Annotated in this window: 15 protein-coding genes; 10 read left to right on the top strand and 5 right to left on the bottom strand. The window is 69.8% G+C overall.

What is annotated here, in order from left to right:
- The 4 genes from ABI385_RS17345 to ABI385_RS17330 form a co-directional block, all read left to right on the top strand.
- On the top strand, positions 1–317 hold a 317-nt coding region (locus ABI385_RS17345), incomplete at its 5' end, for a hypothetical protein (RefSeq protein ID WP_348105014.1).
- On the top strand, positions 314–1936 hold the full coding sequence (locus ABI385_RS17340; RefSeq protein WP_348105013.1) for a cation acetate symporter: 1623 nt from the start codon (positions 314–316) through the stop codon (positions 1934–1936). The genes ABI385_RS17345 and ABI385_RS17340, both read left to right, overlap by 4 nt.
- 212 nt (positions 1937–2148) lie before the next feature.
- Entirely contained in the window at positions 2149–2490 is a 342-nt protein-coding gene (locus ABI385_RS17335) for a DUF485 domain-containing protein (RefSeq protein WP_348105012.1), read from the top strand.
- On the top strand, positions 2487–4124 hold the full coding sequence (locus ABI385_RS17330; RefSeq protein WP_348105011.1) for a cation acetate symporter: 1638 nt from the start codon (positions 2487–2489) through the stop codon (positions 4122–4124). The genes ABI385_RS17335 and ABI385_RS17330 overlap by 4 nt, the downstream gene beginning before the upstream one ends.
- A 567-nt stretch (positions 4125–4691) precedes the next feature.
- On the opposite strand, the gene ABI385_RS17325 is transcribed toward ABI385_RS17330, so the two are convergent.
- Positions 4692–5555, bottom strand: coding sequence for a lysophospholipid acyltransferase family protein (locus ABI385_RS17325; RefSeq protein WP_348105010.1), 864 nt, complete (start codon positions 5553–5555; stop codon positions 4692–4694).
- Between the two features lie 189 nt (positions 5556–5744).
- Between ABI385_RS17325 and acs the strand changes: the two genes are divergently transcribed.
- The 5 genes from acs (at position 5745) to ABI385_RS17300 (ending at position 11266) form a co-directional block, all read left to right on the top strand.
- Complete coding sequence (gene acs, locus ABI385_RS17320) at positions 5745–7748, top strand: acetate--CoA ligase (RefSeq protein WP_348105009.1); 2004 nt, start codon at positions 5745–5747, stop codon at positions 7746–7748.
- 90 nt (positions 7749–7838) lie between these two features.
- Entirely contained in the window at positions 7839–8261 is a 423-nt protein-coding gene (locus tag ABI385_RS17315; protein WP_348105008.1) for a hypothetical protein, read from the top strand.
- Positions 8262–8382: 121 nt separating this feature from the next.
- The gene (gene nhaA, locus ABI385_RS17310) at positions 8383–9798 is read left to right on the top strand and encodes a Na+/H+ antiporter NhaA (protein WP_348105007.1); all 1416 of its coding nucleotides are present in this window, start codon (positions 8383–8385) and stop codon (positions 9796–9798) included.
- Positions 9799–9863: 65 nt separating this feature from the next.
- Entirely contained in the window at positions 9864–10349 is a 486-nt protein-coding gene (locus tag ABI385_RS17305) for a phage holin family protein (protein WP_348105006.1), read from the top strand.
- A complete protein-coding gene (locus tag ABI385_RS17300; RefSeq protein WP_348105005.1) occupies positions 10346–11266 on the top strand; it encodes an alpha/beta hydrolase in 921 nt (306 codons plus the stop codon). The genes ABI385_RS17305 and ABI385_RS17300 overlap by 4 nt, the downstream gene beginning before the upstream one ends.
- A 145-nt stretch (positions 11267–11411) precedes the next feature.
- Here the strand turns inward: ABI385_RS17300 and ABI385_RS17295 are convergent, their stop codons facing one another.
- From ABI385_RS17295 to nth, 3 genes are read right to left on the bottom strand one after another with little or no spacing between them, the layout of a single operon-like run.
- Positions 11412–12617, bottom strand: a complete 1206-nt coding sequence (locus ABI385_RS17295) for a MarP family serine protease (RefSeq protein ID WP_348105004.1) — start codon at positions 12615–12617, stop codon at positions 11412–11414.
- A complete protein-coding gene (locus ABI385_RS17290; protein WP_348105003.1) occupies positions 12614–13327 on the bottom strand; it encodes a CoA pyrophosphatase in 714 nt (237 codons plus the stop codon). The genes ABI385_RS17295 and ABI385_RS17290 overlap by 4 nt, the downstream gene beginning before the upstream one ends.
- Positions 13328–13330: 3 nt before the next feature.
- Complete coding sequence (nth, locus tag ABI385_RS17285) at positions 13331–14059, bottom strand: endonuclease III (RefSeq protein WP_348105015.1); 729 nt, start codon at positions 14057–14059, stop codon at positions 13331–13333.
- Between the two features lie 262 nt (positions 14060–14321).
- Here nth and ABI385_RS17280 point away from each other — a divergent pair, with 262 nt between their 5' ends.
- On the top strand, positions 14322–14999 hold the full coding sequence (locus ABI385_RS17280) for a Crp/Fnr family transcriptional regulator (RefSeq protein ID WP_348105002.1): 678 nt from the start codon (positions 14322–14324) through the stop codon (positions 14997–14999).
- A 166-nt stretch (positions 15000–15165) separates the two neighbouring features.
- Here ABI385_RS17280 and ABI385_RS18565 read toward each other — a convergent pair whose 3' ends face one another.
- On the bottom strand, positions 15166–15465 hold the full coding sequence (locus ABI385_RS18565; RefSeq protein ID WP_407068297.1) for a histidine phosphatase family protein: 300 nt from the start codon (positions 15463–15465) through the stop codon (positions 15166–15168).
- Between the last annotated feature and the right edge of the window lie 2 nt (positions 15466–15467).

The following is a 15467-nucleotide window of genomic DNA, read 5'->3' as shown; positions in this document are numbered from 1 at the left end:
GGGGGGAGCGCCGACCGGCAGCGCAGGAGCTGGAGGAGCAGACGGGTCTCGGCGGCGTCTATCTCTCGGCGCTGCTACGAGCCCAGCTGCGGCTCTCGCTCGCGATCCTGCTCGGCGTCGGGGTCATCGTGCTGGGCCTCCCAGCGATGTTCATCCTGCTTCCGGCCACCCAGGACCTACGTGTCGGACCGATCCCGTTGCCCTGGGTCGCAATCGGGGTACTCATCTACCCCGTCGTGTTCGTAGCCGCGCGGATCTACGTCAGCCAGGCAGAACGCATCGAGCGGGAGTTCTCCGAGCTCATGGACCAGCCGTGACCGCCTCGCAGGCGGGCGTCCTGGCCATCGCTCTCGTCTGCGGCGTCACCCTCGTGGCGGGGGCGTTCGGGCTGCGACTCTCGCGGACCACCAGCGACTTCTACGTCGCCGGCCGCAGCGTCAGCGCCGGGTGGAACGCCTCGGCCATCGGCGGCGAATACCTCTCTGCTGCATCGTTCCTCGGGATCGCCGGCCTGGTGTACGCGCTTGGTGTGGACATGCTGTGGTTCCCGGTGGGCTACACCGTCGGCTACGTCGTGCTGCTCGTCCTGGTCGCTGCGCCGCTGCGCCGCTCGGGCGCATACACGCTCCCTGACTTCGCCGAGGCGCGCCTGGAGTCCCGGCGGGTCCGGGCCTTGGCCTCGCTGCTGGTCGTGGGGATCGGCTGGCTCTACCTGCTGCCGCAGTTCCAGGGCGCCGGACTGGCGCTCAGTACGGTGACCGGCGCACCGCCGGGCCTGGGCAGCTTCGTCGTGGCCTTCGTGGTGGTGGCGAACGTCACCGCCGGTGGGATGCGCTCGATCACCCTCGTCCAGGCGGTACAGTACTGGATCAAGCTGACCGCCATCTCGGTCCCCGCCTTCGTCCTGCTCGCGATCTGGGTGCGGTCGGGCGCCCCGGCCCCGGCAGTCGCGAACGACCCTACGTCCACCTGGGGTGACGCCCTCGGCGGGTTCGGGGGACGCGAGCACCCGGTCTACGCAACGTACTCGACCATCCTCGCGCTCTGCTTCGGCACGATGGGGCTGCCGCACGTCCTGGTCCGCTTCTACACCAACCCCGACGGGCGCGCCGCCCGCCGCACGACCGTCGTCGTCGTCGCCCTGCTCGGCCTGTTCTACCTGTTCACCCCCGTCTACGGCGTCCTCGGACGGGTCTACCTCCCCGCCCTCCCGGGCGGCACCCGCGCCGACTCGGTCAGTCTGCTGCTGCCCTCGGCGGCCACCGACGGAGCGCTCGCCACGGTCCTGTCCGCGGTGCTCGCGGGTGGGGCGTTCGCGGCCTTCTTGTCGACCGCGTCCGGTCTGACCATCTCCGTGGCCGGGGTGATCGACCAAGATCTCCTGTCTCGCATCGGCAGGCTGGTCAGGTCGGGCAACTCGGGCAGCTCGGGCAGGTCCGCCAGGTCACCCAAGTGGGGTCGGATGCGACCGGATCGGGTCGTGCCGAGGATCCGCAGCTTCCGGCTCGCCGCCGTGGTCGCGGTCGTCGTGCCGTATGCCGCGAGCTGGCTCTCGCCGAACACCTCGCTCGCCGACACGGTCGGGCTCGCGTTCGCTGTGGCGGCGTCGACGTTCTGCCCGCTGCTCGTGCTCGGCGTGTGGTGGCGACGGCTGTCGGTCACCGGAGCCGCGGCCGGGTTGGTCACCGGCGGCCTGCTCGCGCTCACGGCAACGACGATCACAGTGCTCGGTGGCCCGGGGCTGGTGGGCGGCGGCTGGCCGGGTGCCCTGCTCGCGCAGCCGGCGGCCTGGACCGTACCGACGGCGTTCGTCGTGGCGGTGCTCGTGTCCTACGCGACGCCCGGCTCGATCCCCGCCGGTGCCGCGCGCACCATGGTCCGCCTGCACGCGCCCGAAGGCCTGCGCGCCCCGACCCGTCCACCGACGACTGGATGACCGAGAGGCCCCCGCTCAACCGCTCAGCGCGTCCGAGCCGTTCGGCGCGTCCGAGACGCCGCTCGGCGTACTGCCGTAGCCCGTTGGGCGACCACCCACCCCACCCGGCGCGCGTCGTCTTCACACGGCATACGAGACGGTCCACGCTGGGCCGAACCGCGGGAGGGGACCCGCGGCGCCCTGTATGCCTGCCCACCATTGGAGGTGTCGCCGTGAACAACGATGCTCTCGACCACTCGGACGCGGCACAGCGGTACACCGCTGTCCGGGAGTCCGATGAATTCGTCGACCTGCGCCGCAGGTTCCGAAGGTTCGTGTTCCCGCTGACCGCGGTGTTCCTCGCCTGGTACTTCCTCTACGTCCTGCTCTCGACGTTCGCGGTCGGCTTCATGTCGACCAAGGTCTGGGGTGAGATCAACGTGGGCCTGGTCTTCGGCCTGCTGCAGTTCGTCTCGACGTTCGCCATCACGATCGCCTACGTGCGCTGGGCCGACCGACACTTCGACCCCGCCGCCGAGAAGATCCGGGCCAGCATGGAAGGTCACCCCGAATGACTGCTCTCGCGATCCCGGCTGCCACTAACGTCGGCAGCCCCGGCCTCAACATCACCATCTTCGTGATCTTCGTCGCCATCACCCTGGCGATCGTCATCCGCGCATCCCGCAACAACAAGACTGCCGCGGACTACTACGCCGGGGGACGCGCCTTCACCGGCCGCCAGAACGGCATCGCCATCGCCGGCGACTATCTGTCCGCAGCGTCCTTCCTCGGGATCGCGGGCGCCATCGCGATCAACGGTTATGACGGGTTCCTCTACTCGATCGGGTTCCTCGTCGCCTGGCTGGTTGCCCTGCTGCTGGTCGCCGAGCTGCTGCGCAACACGGGCAGGTTCACGATGGCCGACGTGCTGAGCTTCCGCCTGCGGCAACGGCCGGTACGCATCGCGGCGGCCATCTCGACGATCGTCGTCAGCTTCTTCTACCTGCTGGCCCAGATGGCCGGCGCAGGTGGCCTGGTCGCCCTGCTGCTCGGCATCGACGCAAAGGCCGGCCAGAGTCTGGTCATCGCCCTCGTAGGCGTCATCATGGTCGGCTACGTACTCATCGGAGGCATGAAGGGCACCACCTGGGTGCAGATCGTCAAAGCCAGCCTGCTGATCGTCGGCGCCTTCGTCATGACGGTATGGGTGCTCAGCAAGTACGGCTTCAACCTCTCCTCGGTCCTCGGTGGAGCGGTCACGGCGCCCGGCTCGGGCGGCGAGAAGATCCTCGGTCCGGGCGTGCAGTACGGCGCGAGCACGACGAGCAAGATCGACTTCATCTCGCTCGGCCTCGCGCTTGTCCTCGGCACTGCCGGGCTCCCGCACGTGCTGATGCGCTTCTACACCGTGCCGACGTCCAAGGAGGCTCGCAAGTCCGTGGAGTGGGCGATCTGGCTGATCGGCATCTTCTACCTGTTCACCCTCGTGCTGGGCTACGGTGCCGGCGCCCTCGTCGGATCGAAGGCGATAAAAGCCGCCCCGGGTGGGGCGAACTCGGCGGCGCCACTGCTGGCATACGAGCTCGGCGGGACGGTCCTGCTCGGGATCATCGCCGCCGTCGCGTTCGCCACCATCCTCGCCGTCGTCGCGGGGCTGACCATCACGGCCAGCGCCAGCTTTGCGCACGACGTCTACGGTCAGGTCATCAAGCGCGGCGAGGGCGGCGCGGACGCCGAGGTGCGCGTGGCCCGGATCGCCGCCGTCGTCATCGGCATCATCGCGATCATCGGCGGCATCTTCGCCAACGGCCAGAACATCGCCTTCCTCGTGGCGCTGGCGTTTGCGATCGCCGCGAGCGCGAACCTGCCGACGATCCTCTACTCGCTGTTCTGGAAGCGGTTCAACACCCGCGGCGCGTTGTGGAGCATCTATGGCGGGTTGATCAGCGCGGTGGTGCTGATCACCTTCAGCCCGACAGTGTCGGGCGGCAAGGTGACGGCCGGCAAGTCGTCGTCGATGATCACCGACCCCTCGATCGACTTCCACTGGTTCCCGCTGGCCAACCCGGGGCTGATCTCGATCCCGCTGGGTTTCCTGCTCGGCTACATCGGGACGATCACGTCCAAGGAGTTCAACGCGGCCAAGTACGCCGAGATGGAGGTGCGTTCCCTGACCGGCGCAGGAGCAGAGAAGGCGGTCGTGCACTAGGCCGGCCCAGCCGCCGGCATACCCCTGGTCGCCGACGCCCCGGACCTCGCTGGTCCGGGGCGTCGTGCCCTTGCCTCTGGAGGCGGAGGACACCATCGCCCGGCCCAGGTAATCCTGCTCGCGCGCCAGAGCATGCAGGCCGTCACCCCAGACGCTCGCAGAGGCAGCCAGCTCCGCTGCCACGGTGATGGGGGCGCCCGGCACGGACAGGGAGCCCACCTCGGCCGCGCCGGGCAGCAGCGGTCCGCTGCTGCCCGGCGAAGGCGTGCCCATGGGCGCTCAGCGCACCCGGCCGCACCTCATTAGTACGCACCTGGCCCCCCTTAGCCATCGACGACGACAGGGACCTATACCGGCGTATGCGAGCACACCTGGGCCGCCGCCGGTGCCTACTGAACCCCTCGGCTTCGATGACACACGCACGAGCGCACCGCCGGTGGCATATCTCCCTCCGGCGGTACGCTCTGCGTCCCCTGTTCCCCTGTTCCCCCATATTGACCGGGTCCCCCGATCCGGCCGTCCTCCGACGGGTCGTCGGCGCCCCCGCGCCGACGACCCGCCCGCTCGTCAGGACACGTGCGTGTCCCAGCTGACCCGCGCCCGTGTCCCGGTCGGGCGGACGTTCGTCTCGTGCCGCTTCGTCTCACCGGCAGGTGGCGGGTCGGACCGGAGCAACGCGGCTTCGTCGAGAGCCAGTCCTTGCGCCTGCGTCGGTGCGGCACCTCCGCGACAGGCGGGAACCCACCAGCGGTCCGCGCCGTTGCGCGGGCGCTGCGGGTACTCGTCCATGGCCTGTTGCAGCAGGTCGTCGACCCGCGCCCGCAGCACCGCCGTGACCTCGGCCGGGTCGGCCCCGGGTCCGGGCCGCAGCGGCTCGCCGACGAGCACGGTGATGGCGGCCCCGCGACCCCGCCCGAGACGCATCGCGAAACGCCCGCCCACCGTGGCCGTCCGTTGCGTACCCCACAGGGCGACAGGAACGAGCGGTGTCTGGGTGATGATGGAGATCGCTGCGGCGCCGGGCTGGAACGGGCGCAGCGTGAAGGAGTGCGAGATCATCGCCTCGGGAAAGATGCCGACCACCTCTCCGGAGCGGGCCTTGTCGACGGCCTCACGCAGGGCGACCTCGCCGTGGAAGCGGTCAACCGGGACATGGCCCATGGCGTTCATGGCGCTGCGGACAGGCGCCAGGGCGAAGACGCCCCGCTTGGCGAGGAACCGCGTCAGCCGCCCTCGGTTGACACCGACCAGGCCGACGAACATGAAGTCCAAAAAGCTCAGGTGGTTGCTCGCGATGACCGCACCGCCCTGCAACGGGAGGTTCTGCGCGCCGCGCACCTCGATGTGGAGCCCGAACAGCCGGAACAGCGCCCGGGACAGGCGGATGACCAACCGGTAGGTCCAGTCGGGCTTCTTGACGCTCAGGCTCACACCCATGGTTCGGTACGCATCATCCTGCGGATTGCCGGGCTCCGCTCGCCGCACGGGAGGAGCCGTCTGTCCCCTCGGACCAGGGACACCTTCGGACCTCCCAGCAGGATTGGCTAGGTTTGCAGGGGTCAGTGCAGGACGAGGCACCGCAGCCCGCCCAGAGCCCAGCAGAGTCGCAGGAGGATCGCCGTGTCCAACGAACCCTCGAACAGGTCCGAAACCAGCACGCTCGAGAACCTCGGTCACGAGGACCGATCGTTTCCACCTGACCCCGGGTTCACCGCTCAGGCGAACGGCAAGGCCGAGCTCTACGACCAGGCCGAGGCGGACAACGAAGGTTTCTGGGCCGAGCAGGCCCGCACCCGGCTGACCTGGAGCAAGGAGTTCACCCAGGTCTTGGACTGGAGCAAGGCCCCGTTCGCGACCTGGTTCGCAGACGGTGAGCTGAACGTCGCCTACAACTGCGTCGACCGTCATGTCGAGGCCGGTAACGGCGACAGGGTTGCCATCCACTTCGTCGGCGAGCCCGAGGGCGACACCCGGGATATCACGTATGCCGAGCTCCACCAGCAGGTTCAGAAAGCCGCAAATGCGTTGCAGGACCTGGGGATCGGCAAGGGCGACACCGTCGCGATCTATCTCCCGATGATCCCCGAGGCGGCTATCGCCATGCTGGCCTGCGCCCGGATCGGCGCTCCGCACTCGGTCGTGTTCGGCGGGTTCTCGGCCGAGGCCCTGAACTCGCGCATCCAGGACACCAAGTGCAAGCTCGTCATCACCTCGGACGGCGGTTACCGGCGGGGTGCCCCTGCCGCGCTCAAGCCGGCGGTGGACGGCGCGGTGGACCGGGAGGGCACACCCGTCGAGCATGTGCTCGTCGTCAGGCGCACCGGCCAGGACGTCGCCTGGAACGACGAGCGTGACGTCTGGTGGCACGAGGCCCTCGACAAGGCCGCTGACACCCATGAGGCGGTGGGGATGGAAGCCGAGCACCCGCTGTTCATCCTCTACACCTCCGGCACGACCGGCAAGCCCAAGGGCATCTTCCACACCACCGCCGGCTACCTGACCCAGGCGGCATACACGAGCTCCGTGGTGCACGACGTCCATCCCGAGACCGACGTCTATTGGTGCACGGCCGACATCGGCTGGGTGACCGGCCACTCTTACATCGTCTACGGGCCGATGGCGAACGGTGCGACGCAGGTGATGTATGAGGGCACGCCGGACACGCCGCACCAGGGCCGCTGGTGGGAGATCGTCGAGAAGTACAAGGTGACGATCATCTACACCGCGCCGACGGCGATCCGCACCTTCATGAAGTGGGGTGAGGAGATCCCGGCCAAGTTCGACCTGTCCTCGCTGCGGGTGCTCGGGTCGGTCGGCGAGCCGATCAACCCGGAGGCGTGGATCTGGTACCGGCGGGTCATCGGCGGCGACAAGGCCCCCGTCGTCGACACCTGGTGGCAGACCGAGACCGGCGCGATCATGATCAGCCCGCTGCCCGGCGTGACCAACCTGAAGCCGGGCTCGGCACAGAAGGCGATCCCCGGGATCTCGGTCGACGTGGTCGACGACGAGGCGCACTCGGTGCCGAACGGCGGTGGCGGCTACCTCGTGGTCGACAAGCCGTGGCCCGCGATGCTGCGCGGGATATGGGGTGACCCGGAGCGCTACCAGGAGACATACTGGTCGCGTTTCGATGGCCTCTACTTCGCCGGCGACGGTGCCAAGAAGGACGACGAAGGCAACATCTGGCTCCTCGGCCGGGTCGACGACGTGATGAACGTGTCCGGTCACCGGCTCTCGACGACCGAGATCGAGTCGGCGCTGGTGTCGCACCCGAAGGTCGCCGAGGCGGCGGTCGTCGGCGCGAACGACGCGACGACCGGGCAGGCCGTGTGCGCGTTCGTGATCCTGCGTGGGTCGGCCGTCGAGGAGGCGGACGCGCACGGGGACGAGCTGGTGCAGGAGCTGCGCGCCCACGTGGCGAAGGAGATCGGACCCATCGCCAAGCCGCGCCAGATCATGGTCGTCAAGGAGCTGCCCAAGACGCGCTCTGGCAAGATCATGCGCCGGCTGCTGCGCGACGTCGCCGAGAACCGAGAGGTCGGCGACGTCACGACCCTCGCCGACTCCGCGGTGATGGACCTGATCAAGTCCGGCCTCGACTCGGGCAAGACCGAGGACTGACCGGAGGGTCACACCGAGAGCTGTCCCCGGCTTATCCCCGGTGTGGGGGCCCACCACTGCCTACTCGGGCCCCAGCACACCGGCGCCCGGATGCCGCTCGCGTCCGAGCTGCTGCGCGCCGGGTTCCTCACTGTTCGGCGGATCGACGTGCTCATGGGTCTGCTCTGGGGCGCGGTGGACCGCCTGCTCGCCGGTGACCCGGTTGCCGACCGCACGGAGGCCGAGCTGCGCGCCGCCGTGACCCGCGACGAGAACACAGCCGTGGCCTACGTCCTGAGCGCGGTCGACGTGATGTTCGCGATGCGCGCCGGTCGGCTCGAGGAGGCCGAAGCTCTCGTGGCGCGCTCGATGGACGTCGGCCGCGACGTGGGAGACGCCGACGCCCCGAACTGGTTCGCCGGCCCGCTCACCGACCGGACTCACGTCTTTATCGACAAGACGGACATCGGACCGTCGAGAACCCGGGAGAACGTGAGTCCGGTCAACGTTGCCTCTGCCCATCGTGGGGGCTGACGCCGGGGACACCATCAGCTGATCTCCGTCGAGTCGTCGACGTCGACCGACGGGCGGCGTGTCTCGGGTTCCCTGCTCGACGTGGGCTGACCGCCGAATTCCTGGCCGATAACCTCGGGAGGTGAGCGAACCCGAGGAGTCTCCGCCGCGACGTCTCCTGTCTCGGGGGACCTGGCCGGAGACTCGCTACGTCGCCTCTGCCCTGCGGACCGAAACCGTCGGCGGCGCACTGCTGCTCGGTGCCGCGCTGATCGCGATCGTCTGGGCGAACTCGCCCTGGTCCGATGCATACCAGGCCCTGGGCAACCTGGTCGTCGGGCCCAAAGCGCTCCACCTCGACCTCAGCCTCGACACCTGGGCGGCCGACGGGCTGCTCGCCGTCTTCTTCCTTGTCGCAGGACTAGAGCTGAAGCGCGAGTTCGTCGCCGGTGACCTCTCCGACCGCAGCAAGGCCGCCCTCCCGGTCGCTGCGGCGATCTGCGGGGTGGCACTGCCAGCGATCCTGTATGCCGTCGCGGCCAAGGCCACGGGCGGGGAGGGAGACGTGCTGCGCGGCTGGGCGATCCCGACGGCGACCGACATCGCGTTTGCCCTCGCCGTCCTCGCGGTGATCAGCACGCACCTGCCCTCGGCACTGCGCTCGTTCCTGCTCACCCTCGCCGTCGTCGACGACCTCATCGCCATCACGATCATTGCCGTGTTCTACACCGACTCCGTGGCGCCGCTCTGGCTGGCGCTTGCGGTCGTGCCGTTGGCGGTCTGGCACGTCTTGCTCCGCAAAGGGTGGACCAACCCCCTCCTGCTCGCGGTGCCAGCCCTGCTCGCCTGGGGCCTGGTCCACGCCGGCGGCGTCCACGCCACGGTCGCCGGCGTGCTGCTCGGCCTGCTCGTCCCGGTCTCCAAGCCCAACGAGGTCGGCGAGCCCAGCAAGCACAGCAAGGACAGCAAGCACAGCGAGGACAGCAAGGACAGCAAGCACAGCAAGCACAGCAAGCACAGCGGGGACGAGCACACCCTGGCCGAACGGGTCGAGCACAAGCTGCGGCCCTGGTCCGCGGGGGTGGCCGTCCCGATCTTCGCCTTCTTCGCGGCCGGCGTCCCCTTCCTCGCCGGTGGTCTCTCCGGTATCACGGACGCTCTCACGGACCCGGCCGCACTCGGCGTGGTCGTCGGTCTCGTCGTCGGAAAGTGCCTCGGGGTGTTCGGTGGCAGCTGGGTCTTCGCCCGGTTCACCAAGGCCTCGCTCGACGACGACCTCGCCTGGCCCGACATGCTCGGCCTGTCCCTCCTCGCGGGTGTCGGCTTCACGGTCTCACTGCTCATCGGTGAGCTGGCGTTCGGCCCGGGGTCGCCTCGCGACGACCACGTCAGCTTCGGCGTCCTGGTCGGGTCCCTCCTCGCAGCCGCCTTGGCCGCCGTCGTCCTGCGGCGCCGGAACCGCCACTACGCCCGCCTCGAGGAGCGGGAGATGCGTGACGACGACGGTGACGGCATACCAGACGTCTATCTCGACCGACCCCCGGCGCTAGGCTCGTGACACTGCCCGCAGCCATCCGCTGTCCACTGCCTACCGGCGAGGCCGACCCGTTGGAGGAACTGTTCATGGCGAACCACGAGAGCAGCTCGCAGGCTCGCACCCTCGGCCAGCTCGTCGCCCAGGTGACCGAAGACCTTTCCGTCATCGTGCGCACCGAGCTCCAGCTCGCCAAGGTCGAGATCACCACGTCCCTCGGCATCGCCGGCAAGGGTGCGGGACTGCTCGCAGGAGCCGGGGTCGTGGCGCTGTATGCGCTCGGTCTGCTCTTCGTGACCCTCGCCCTCGTGATCGCCATCTGGCTCCCGGTGTGGGCCGGCTTCCTCATCATCACGGTGGTCCTGCTCATCGTGGCGGCGATCCTGGGGATCCTGGGACGCAAGGCCCTACAGAAGGTCGACCCCAAGCCCGAACGCGCCATCGCGCGGGCCCAGGAGACCATCGCTGCGATCAAGGGTGCGAGTGCCTCGGGCGCGGAGCACGCGAAGGCGGTTCCCGCGGCAAACGCGCAGGTGGCCCTCGACGCCGGACCCGAGCAGCCCCGCGACAGGTGAGTGTGAGCCTCGACGCCGCCTCAGTCCTGATCGACGGGCCCTGGCACCACCGGCTCGTCTCGGCCAACGGCGCCCGGTTCCACGTGGCCGAGCTCGGCGACGGACCGATGGTCCTGCTCATGCACGGGTTCCCCCAGTTCTGGTACACGTGGCGCCACCAGATGGCCGCCATCGCCGACGCCGGGTGGCGGGCCGTCGCGATGGACCTGCGGGGCTACGGTGCGAGCGACAAACCGCCGCGCGGCTACGACTCGTACACGTCGTCAGCCGACGCCGCCAAGGTGATCCGTTCCCTCGGTGAGGAGAGCGCGATCGTGCTCGGCCACGGGCTCGGCGGGTTCGTCGCCTGGTGCCTGCCCAGCCTGCAGCCCGGGGTGACGCGGGCCATCGGGTCGCTGGCGATGCCGCATCCTCGCGTCATGCGCAAGGCCTCGATCCTCAGCCGGGACCAGCGGCACGCGAGCCGCTACCTCGTGGACATGCAGCGCCCGTTCGGTCCCGAGCGGGAGATGACGAAGGACCACACCTATGTTGCCGAGATCCTGCGCAGCTGGGCCTCCCCCTACGGCGAGTACCCGGGGCCGGAGGACGTCGAGCGCTACGGCAACGCGATGGCGATGCCGTTCGTGGCGCACTCGGCGGCGGAGCACTACCGCTGGTTCGGTCGCAGCCAGATCCGCCAGGACGGGCCGTTGTTCAACCGCCGGATCCGCGGGCCGATCGACCAGCCCGTGCTCTACCTGCAGGGGACCGAGGACGGCTGCGTCATCCAGGCGAGCACGGGGGGGTCCGAGGCATACGTGAGCGGCCCGTACACCTATCAGTCCATCGACGGCGCCGGTCACTTCCTCACCGAGGAGGCGCCCGACCGGGTGAGTGGGGCGATCGTCGACTGGCTCGACAGCGTCGACGCGTGAGCGCACCCGTCGCCTGGTCGGTATGCGTCTGGCGAGCGCTCAGCACATGATGCTGCGCTCAGCACACGGTATGCGGTGGGCTGAGCGCACGACCGTGTGCTGAGCCAGGCTCCAACCAGCCGGGCCCCGGAGTGACCCAAACGGGTCAGCCGGTCGAGCAGCCGCCGGTGGAGACGGGCTGGCCGGCTCCAGCGGCGGCATCGAGGACGGGCCGTGCCTCGGCGAGGGTGAGCGCGTACCCGGTCGTGGCGTCGTCGAGCGACTTGGCGAACACGACGCCCACGACCGCTCCGGCGCTCGAGAGCAACGGCCCGCCACTGTTGCCCGGTTCGACGCGCGTGTAGAGCGAGTAGATCTGGCGCTCCACACCCGGCTGGCCGTAGATGTCCGAACCGGTGGCCACCAACGTCCCGCGCACCCGGGCGGCGTCCAGGCGGAACGGTCCGTCGAGGGGGAAGCCCGCCACGACCGCCCCGTCGTTGTTGGCGAGCGCCCCGCCGAGCGGCAGCGCAGGCGCCGACAGCTGCGGGACGGCGAGGACGGCGAGGTCACGTTGCGGGTCGAACACGACGATCTGGGCGGAGTACTGGCGACCGATCCCCTGCACCTGCACCTGGGCCTCGCGCATCCCCGCGACGACGTGCGCGTTGGTGACCACGCGCCCCGGGGAGACCACCCATCCGCTGCCCTCCTGGCCGCGGTTGCACGCCTCGGCGACGCCCGTGACACGGACGATGGACCGGGCTGCGGACTGGACAGCCGCCGCAGAGATGCTCGAGCCGTTGGGCGGCGCCACGGGGGCGATCGGCTCCGGGGAGAGGCCGTCGAAGACCCTGGGTATGCCGTTGCGGTCCAGCAGCGCGCGGAACCCGGCGAACAACCGTCCCGACTCCGGCGGCACGATCCCGTCGATTGTGCGCAGCACCCGCGACTCTCCGATGGCCCTGGCGATCGTGGGCGGGGCAGCGCTGCGGACCGACCCCGCCACGAACCAGATCAGCAGCGAGACGGCCAGCACGGTGGCCACCCCGCCGAACAGCGCGTCGAGCGTTCGCGCCGGTCGGGCCGTGACCCGCGACCGCATCCGGCCGCCCACGGTGCTGGCGATCCCCTGCCCGATACTGGCCGCCACGAACACGCTCACGACGAGCAGTGCGACCCGGGCCGGCTCGTGCTCGACCACCCAGTCAAAGTGCACCAGTAGCGGCGGCAGCAGCCACATCCCGAGCGCGCCGCCACCGAGAAACCCCACGAGAGACAGCGCGCTCACCAGCAGGCCCTGACGGTAGCCCGTAACGGCATACAGCACGAGCAGCACGACCAGGACCAGGTCGAGGATCGGGCCGGTCATGCCCGCCCCCTCGTCAGCCGGTCCGGGAGCGCCTGCACGCGGTCGCCGTCCCAGGGGCGGGCAAGCCCGGCGAGCTCCAGGACCTTGTCGACGATCCCTCCGGTGAAACCCCAGAGCAGCAGGTCGTCGCCGAGAGCGAACGCCGGCCCGCGGTAACCGGACGGGTGGCTGACCGTGAACCGGTTGGCCGGGTCGGTGAGGTAGCTCAGTGGCGCGAGGATGACGCGCGCCACCTCGGCCGGGTCGCCCAGGCCTACCGGACCCGGGTCGCGCCACCACCCCACCACCGCCGTGACGAGGAACCCGCCCACCGGCAGGAACAGACGCGGCAGAGTGCCCAGCACCTCGACACCGAGCGGGTCGAGGAGCACCTCCTCCTGCGCCTCGCGCAGAGCCGTCCCGGCCGCGTCGACGTCACCGGCTTCGGTGCCACCACCCGGTAGCGCGACCTGGCCTGGATGTGAGCGCATGTCATGGGCCCGCTCGATCAGCAGGACGGCGTCCTCACCGTCGGGGTCAGGGCCGAAGAGCAGCAGCACCGCCGACTCGCGCCCACCCTCGTCAGGTGTGACGACCCGGCTGAACCAGGCGGCGTCCGTGCTCCGTGCGGCGGCCATGAGGCGGTCGAGCCACGCGGGTCGGAGGTCGCGAGACCCCAGCTGAGGTGCGAGTGTCTCCCCCGGGCCGGCGAGGGACGGCATATGAGACATGGGTCAGGCTCGAACCCGTACGTGCGCGCGTACCGGAGCGGGGAGCGGTCCCGCGGGCGGGACCGGGGGCACCGCGCCGGGCTTGAGCTCGTATGCCAGCAGGGTCAGCGCCCGCTCGCGGTCGGTCTCGCCGATGCCGTAGCTCGGGCAGAGCGCGGCCACCGAACAGGCCCCGCAGGCGGGCTTCTTGGCGTGACAGGTGCGGCGACCGTGGAAGATCAGGACGTCGCTCAGCTCGGTCCACTCGCGCTTGGGGATGAGCGCACCGACCGCGTGCTCGACCTTGACCGGGTCTTCGAGAGCGGTCCAGCCGAACCGGCGGACGAGCCGGCCGACGTGCGTGTCGACGGTGATCCCCGGGATGCCGAACGCGTGACCCAGCACGACGTTCGCGGTCTTGCGTCCGACGCCGGGAAGGGTCACCAGGTCGACCAGCCGCTCGGGGACCTGTCCCTCGTAACGCTCGACGAGGGCGCCGCCGAGCTTGATGATGGCATCGGCCTTGTTGCGGAAGAACCCGGTGGACTGGATCAGCGTCTCCAGCTCGGAGCGGTCCGCGCCGGCGTAGTCCGAAGCCGTGCGGTATCGCTGGAAAAGGGTGGGCGAGACGATATTGACCCGGGCGTCGGTGGACTGCGCGGACAAGATCGTGGCGACGAGCAGCTCCAACGGGTTCGTGAAGTCGAGCTCGCAGCGGGCGTAGGGGTAGCGCTCGTGCAGCGCCCGGTACATCCGCCGGGCCCGACGGGTGAGGGCCACAGGCGACTCCCCCGGCACCGACGGCGCAGCGGAATCTGACGTCGCAGGCTCCTCGGACACCCGAGCAGCCTACGTTGCCCCCCGGGCACCGAGCTCCACGGATCCGTCCCCTGCGCACCTGGTAGGAGTGCGTTGAGCGCGGCGTACGCGTGCCTGTTGGGTGCCTGCCGCGTGCCTACCGCTGACATCCGCGCGCTCAGCCGGCCGCCCACACCGACCGTGGCACACTGTGCGCGTGGACCTCGACGTGGTGCGGCGGGCACCGTTGTTCGCCGCCCTCGACGACGAGGCGGCCGACGCCCTGCTCGGTCAGATGAACGGTAGGCACATGGAGCGTACGGACGTCCTGTTCAGGGAGGGCGACCAGGGCGACACGCTTTACGTCATCGGCGAGGGCAAGATCAAGCTCGGCCGCTCCAGCGTCGACGGCCGGGAGAACCTCGTCGCGATTCTCGGTCCCGGGGAGATGTTCGGCGAGCTCAGCCTGTTTGACCCGGGCCCTCGCACCATGACGGCGACCGCCGTCGCCGAGACCCAGCTGATGGGTCTGAAGAACGACTCGCTGACCGGCCTGCTCACCGGCCGGCCCGATGTCGCGACGGCCTTGCTGGCTGCCCTCGCGCAGCGGCTGCGCCGCACCAACGAGCACCTGGCGGACCTCGTGTTCACGGACGTCCCGGGGCGGGTCGCCAAGGCGATGCTCGACCTCGCCGAGCGGTTCGGCAGACCGGTCGAGGAGGGCGTCGTGGTCAGCCATGACCTCACCCAGGAGGAGCTGGCTCAGCTCGTCGGGGCGTCTCGCGAGACCGTGAACAAGGCGCTCGCCGACTTCGCCAGCCGTGGGTGGCTGCGCCTGGAGGCGCGGGCCGTGCTGCTGCTCGACGTCGAGCGCCTGCAACGTCGCGCCCGCTGATCTTTTGCGTGTGGGATCTCAAAAGGCGTGTCCAAATCTCTTATGTCTGTCGACGGCGGCCACCACATGGCCGGGTACCGACATGTCGGCCTCGCGCCGACCTGCCGCGGTGCGACCTCACGCCGACGCTGTTGTCGTGGGCTGCCGTCGCCTCCGGCAACGCGAGCTAGGGGCTGGTGTGGGCCACTGGCCAAGTGCAGTGCCAGGTCTGCTCGCGTCGGGTCATCGTGAATGCGACGGCATGCGGCAGCGGCGATCCCCACACGTCTAGCCCATTGTCGCAGACCGCACTGATGCCTGTCGTCAGGCTGGCCACATGTCCGATGATCAGCACCGGCTCATTTCCGTGGTCGAGGCCGATCCGCTTCAGAGTGGAGCGGACCCGGTCCTGGACTTGATGTCCGGTCTCGCCGTCGGCGACGCGGGCTGCGAGGTCCCCGTCGACGACCCACGCGCAGCACCTCAGCG

The sequence above is a fragment of the Lapillicoccus sp. genome, from assembly GCF_039935575.1.
Lineage (GTDB): Bacteria > Actinomycetota > Actinomycetes > Actinomycetales > Dermatophilaceae > Lapillicoccus.
This window is presented reverse-complemented; position numbering and strand designations above follow the sequence as displayed.

What these genes read in the sequence shown, in the direction of transcription:
- ABI385_RS17295 (WP_348105004.1), bottom strand. Translation starts at nt 12,617, where the DNA reads ATGACCGGCCCGATCCTCGACCTGGTCCTGGTCGTGCTGCTCGTGCTG.
- ABI385_RS17290 (WP_348105003.1), bottom strand. Translation starts at nt 13,327, where the DNA reads ATGTCTCATATGCCGTCCCTCGCCGGCCCGGGGGAGACACTCGCACCT.
- nth (WP_348105015.1), bottom strand. Translation starts at nt 14,059, where the DNA reads ATGTACCGGGCGCTGCACGAGCGCTACCCCTACGCCCGCTGCGAGCTC.
- ABI385_RS17305 (WP_348105006.1), top strand. Translation starts at nt 9,864, where the DNA reads ATGGCGAACCACGAGAGCAGCTCGCAGGCTCGCACCCTCGGCCAGCTC.
- ABI385_RS17330 (WP_348105011.1), top strand. Translation starts at nt 2,487, where the DNA reads ATGACTGCTCTCGCGATCCCGGCTGCCACTAACGTCGGCAGCCCCGGC.
- ABI385_RS17315 (WP_348105008.1), top strand. Translation starts at nt 7,839, where the DNA reads ATGCCGCTCGCGTCCGAGCTGCTGCGCGCCGGGTTCCTCACTGTTCGG.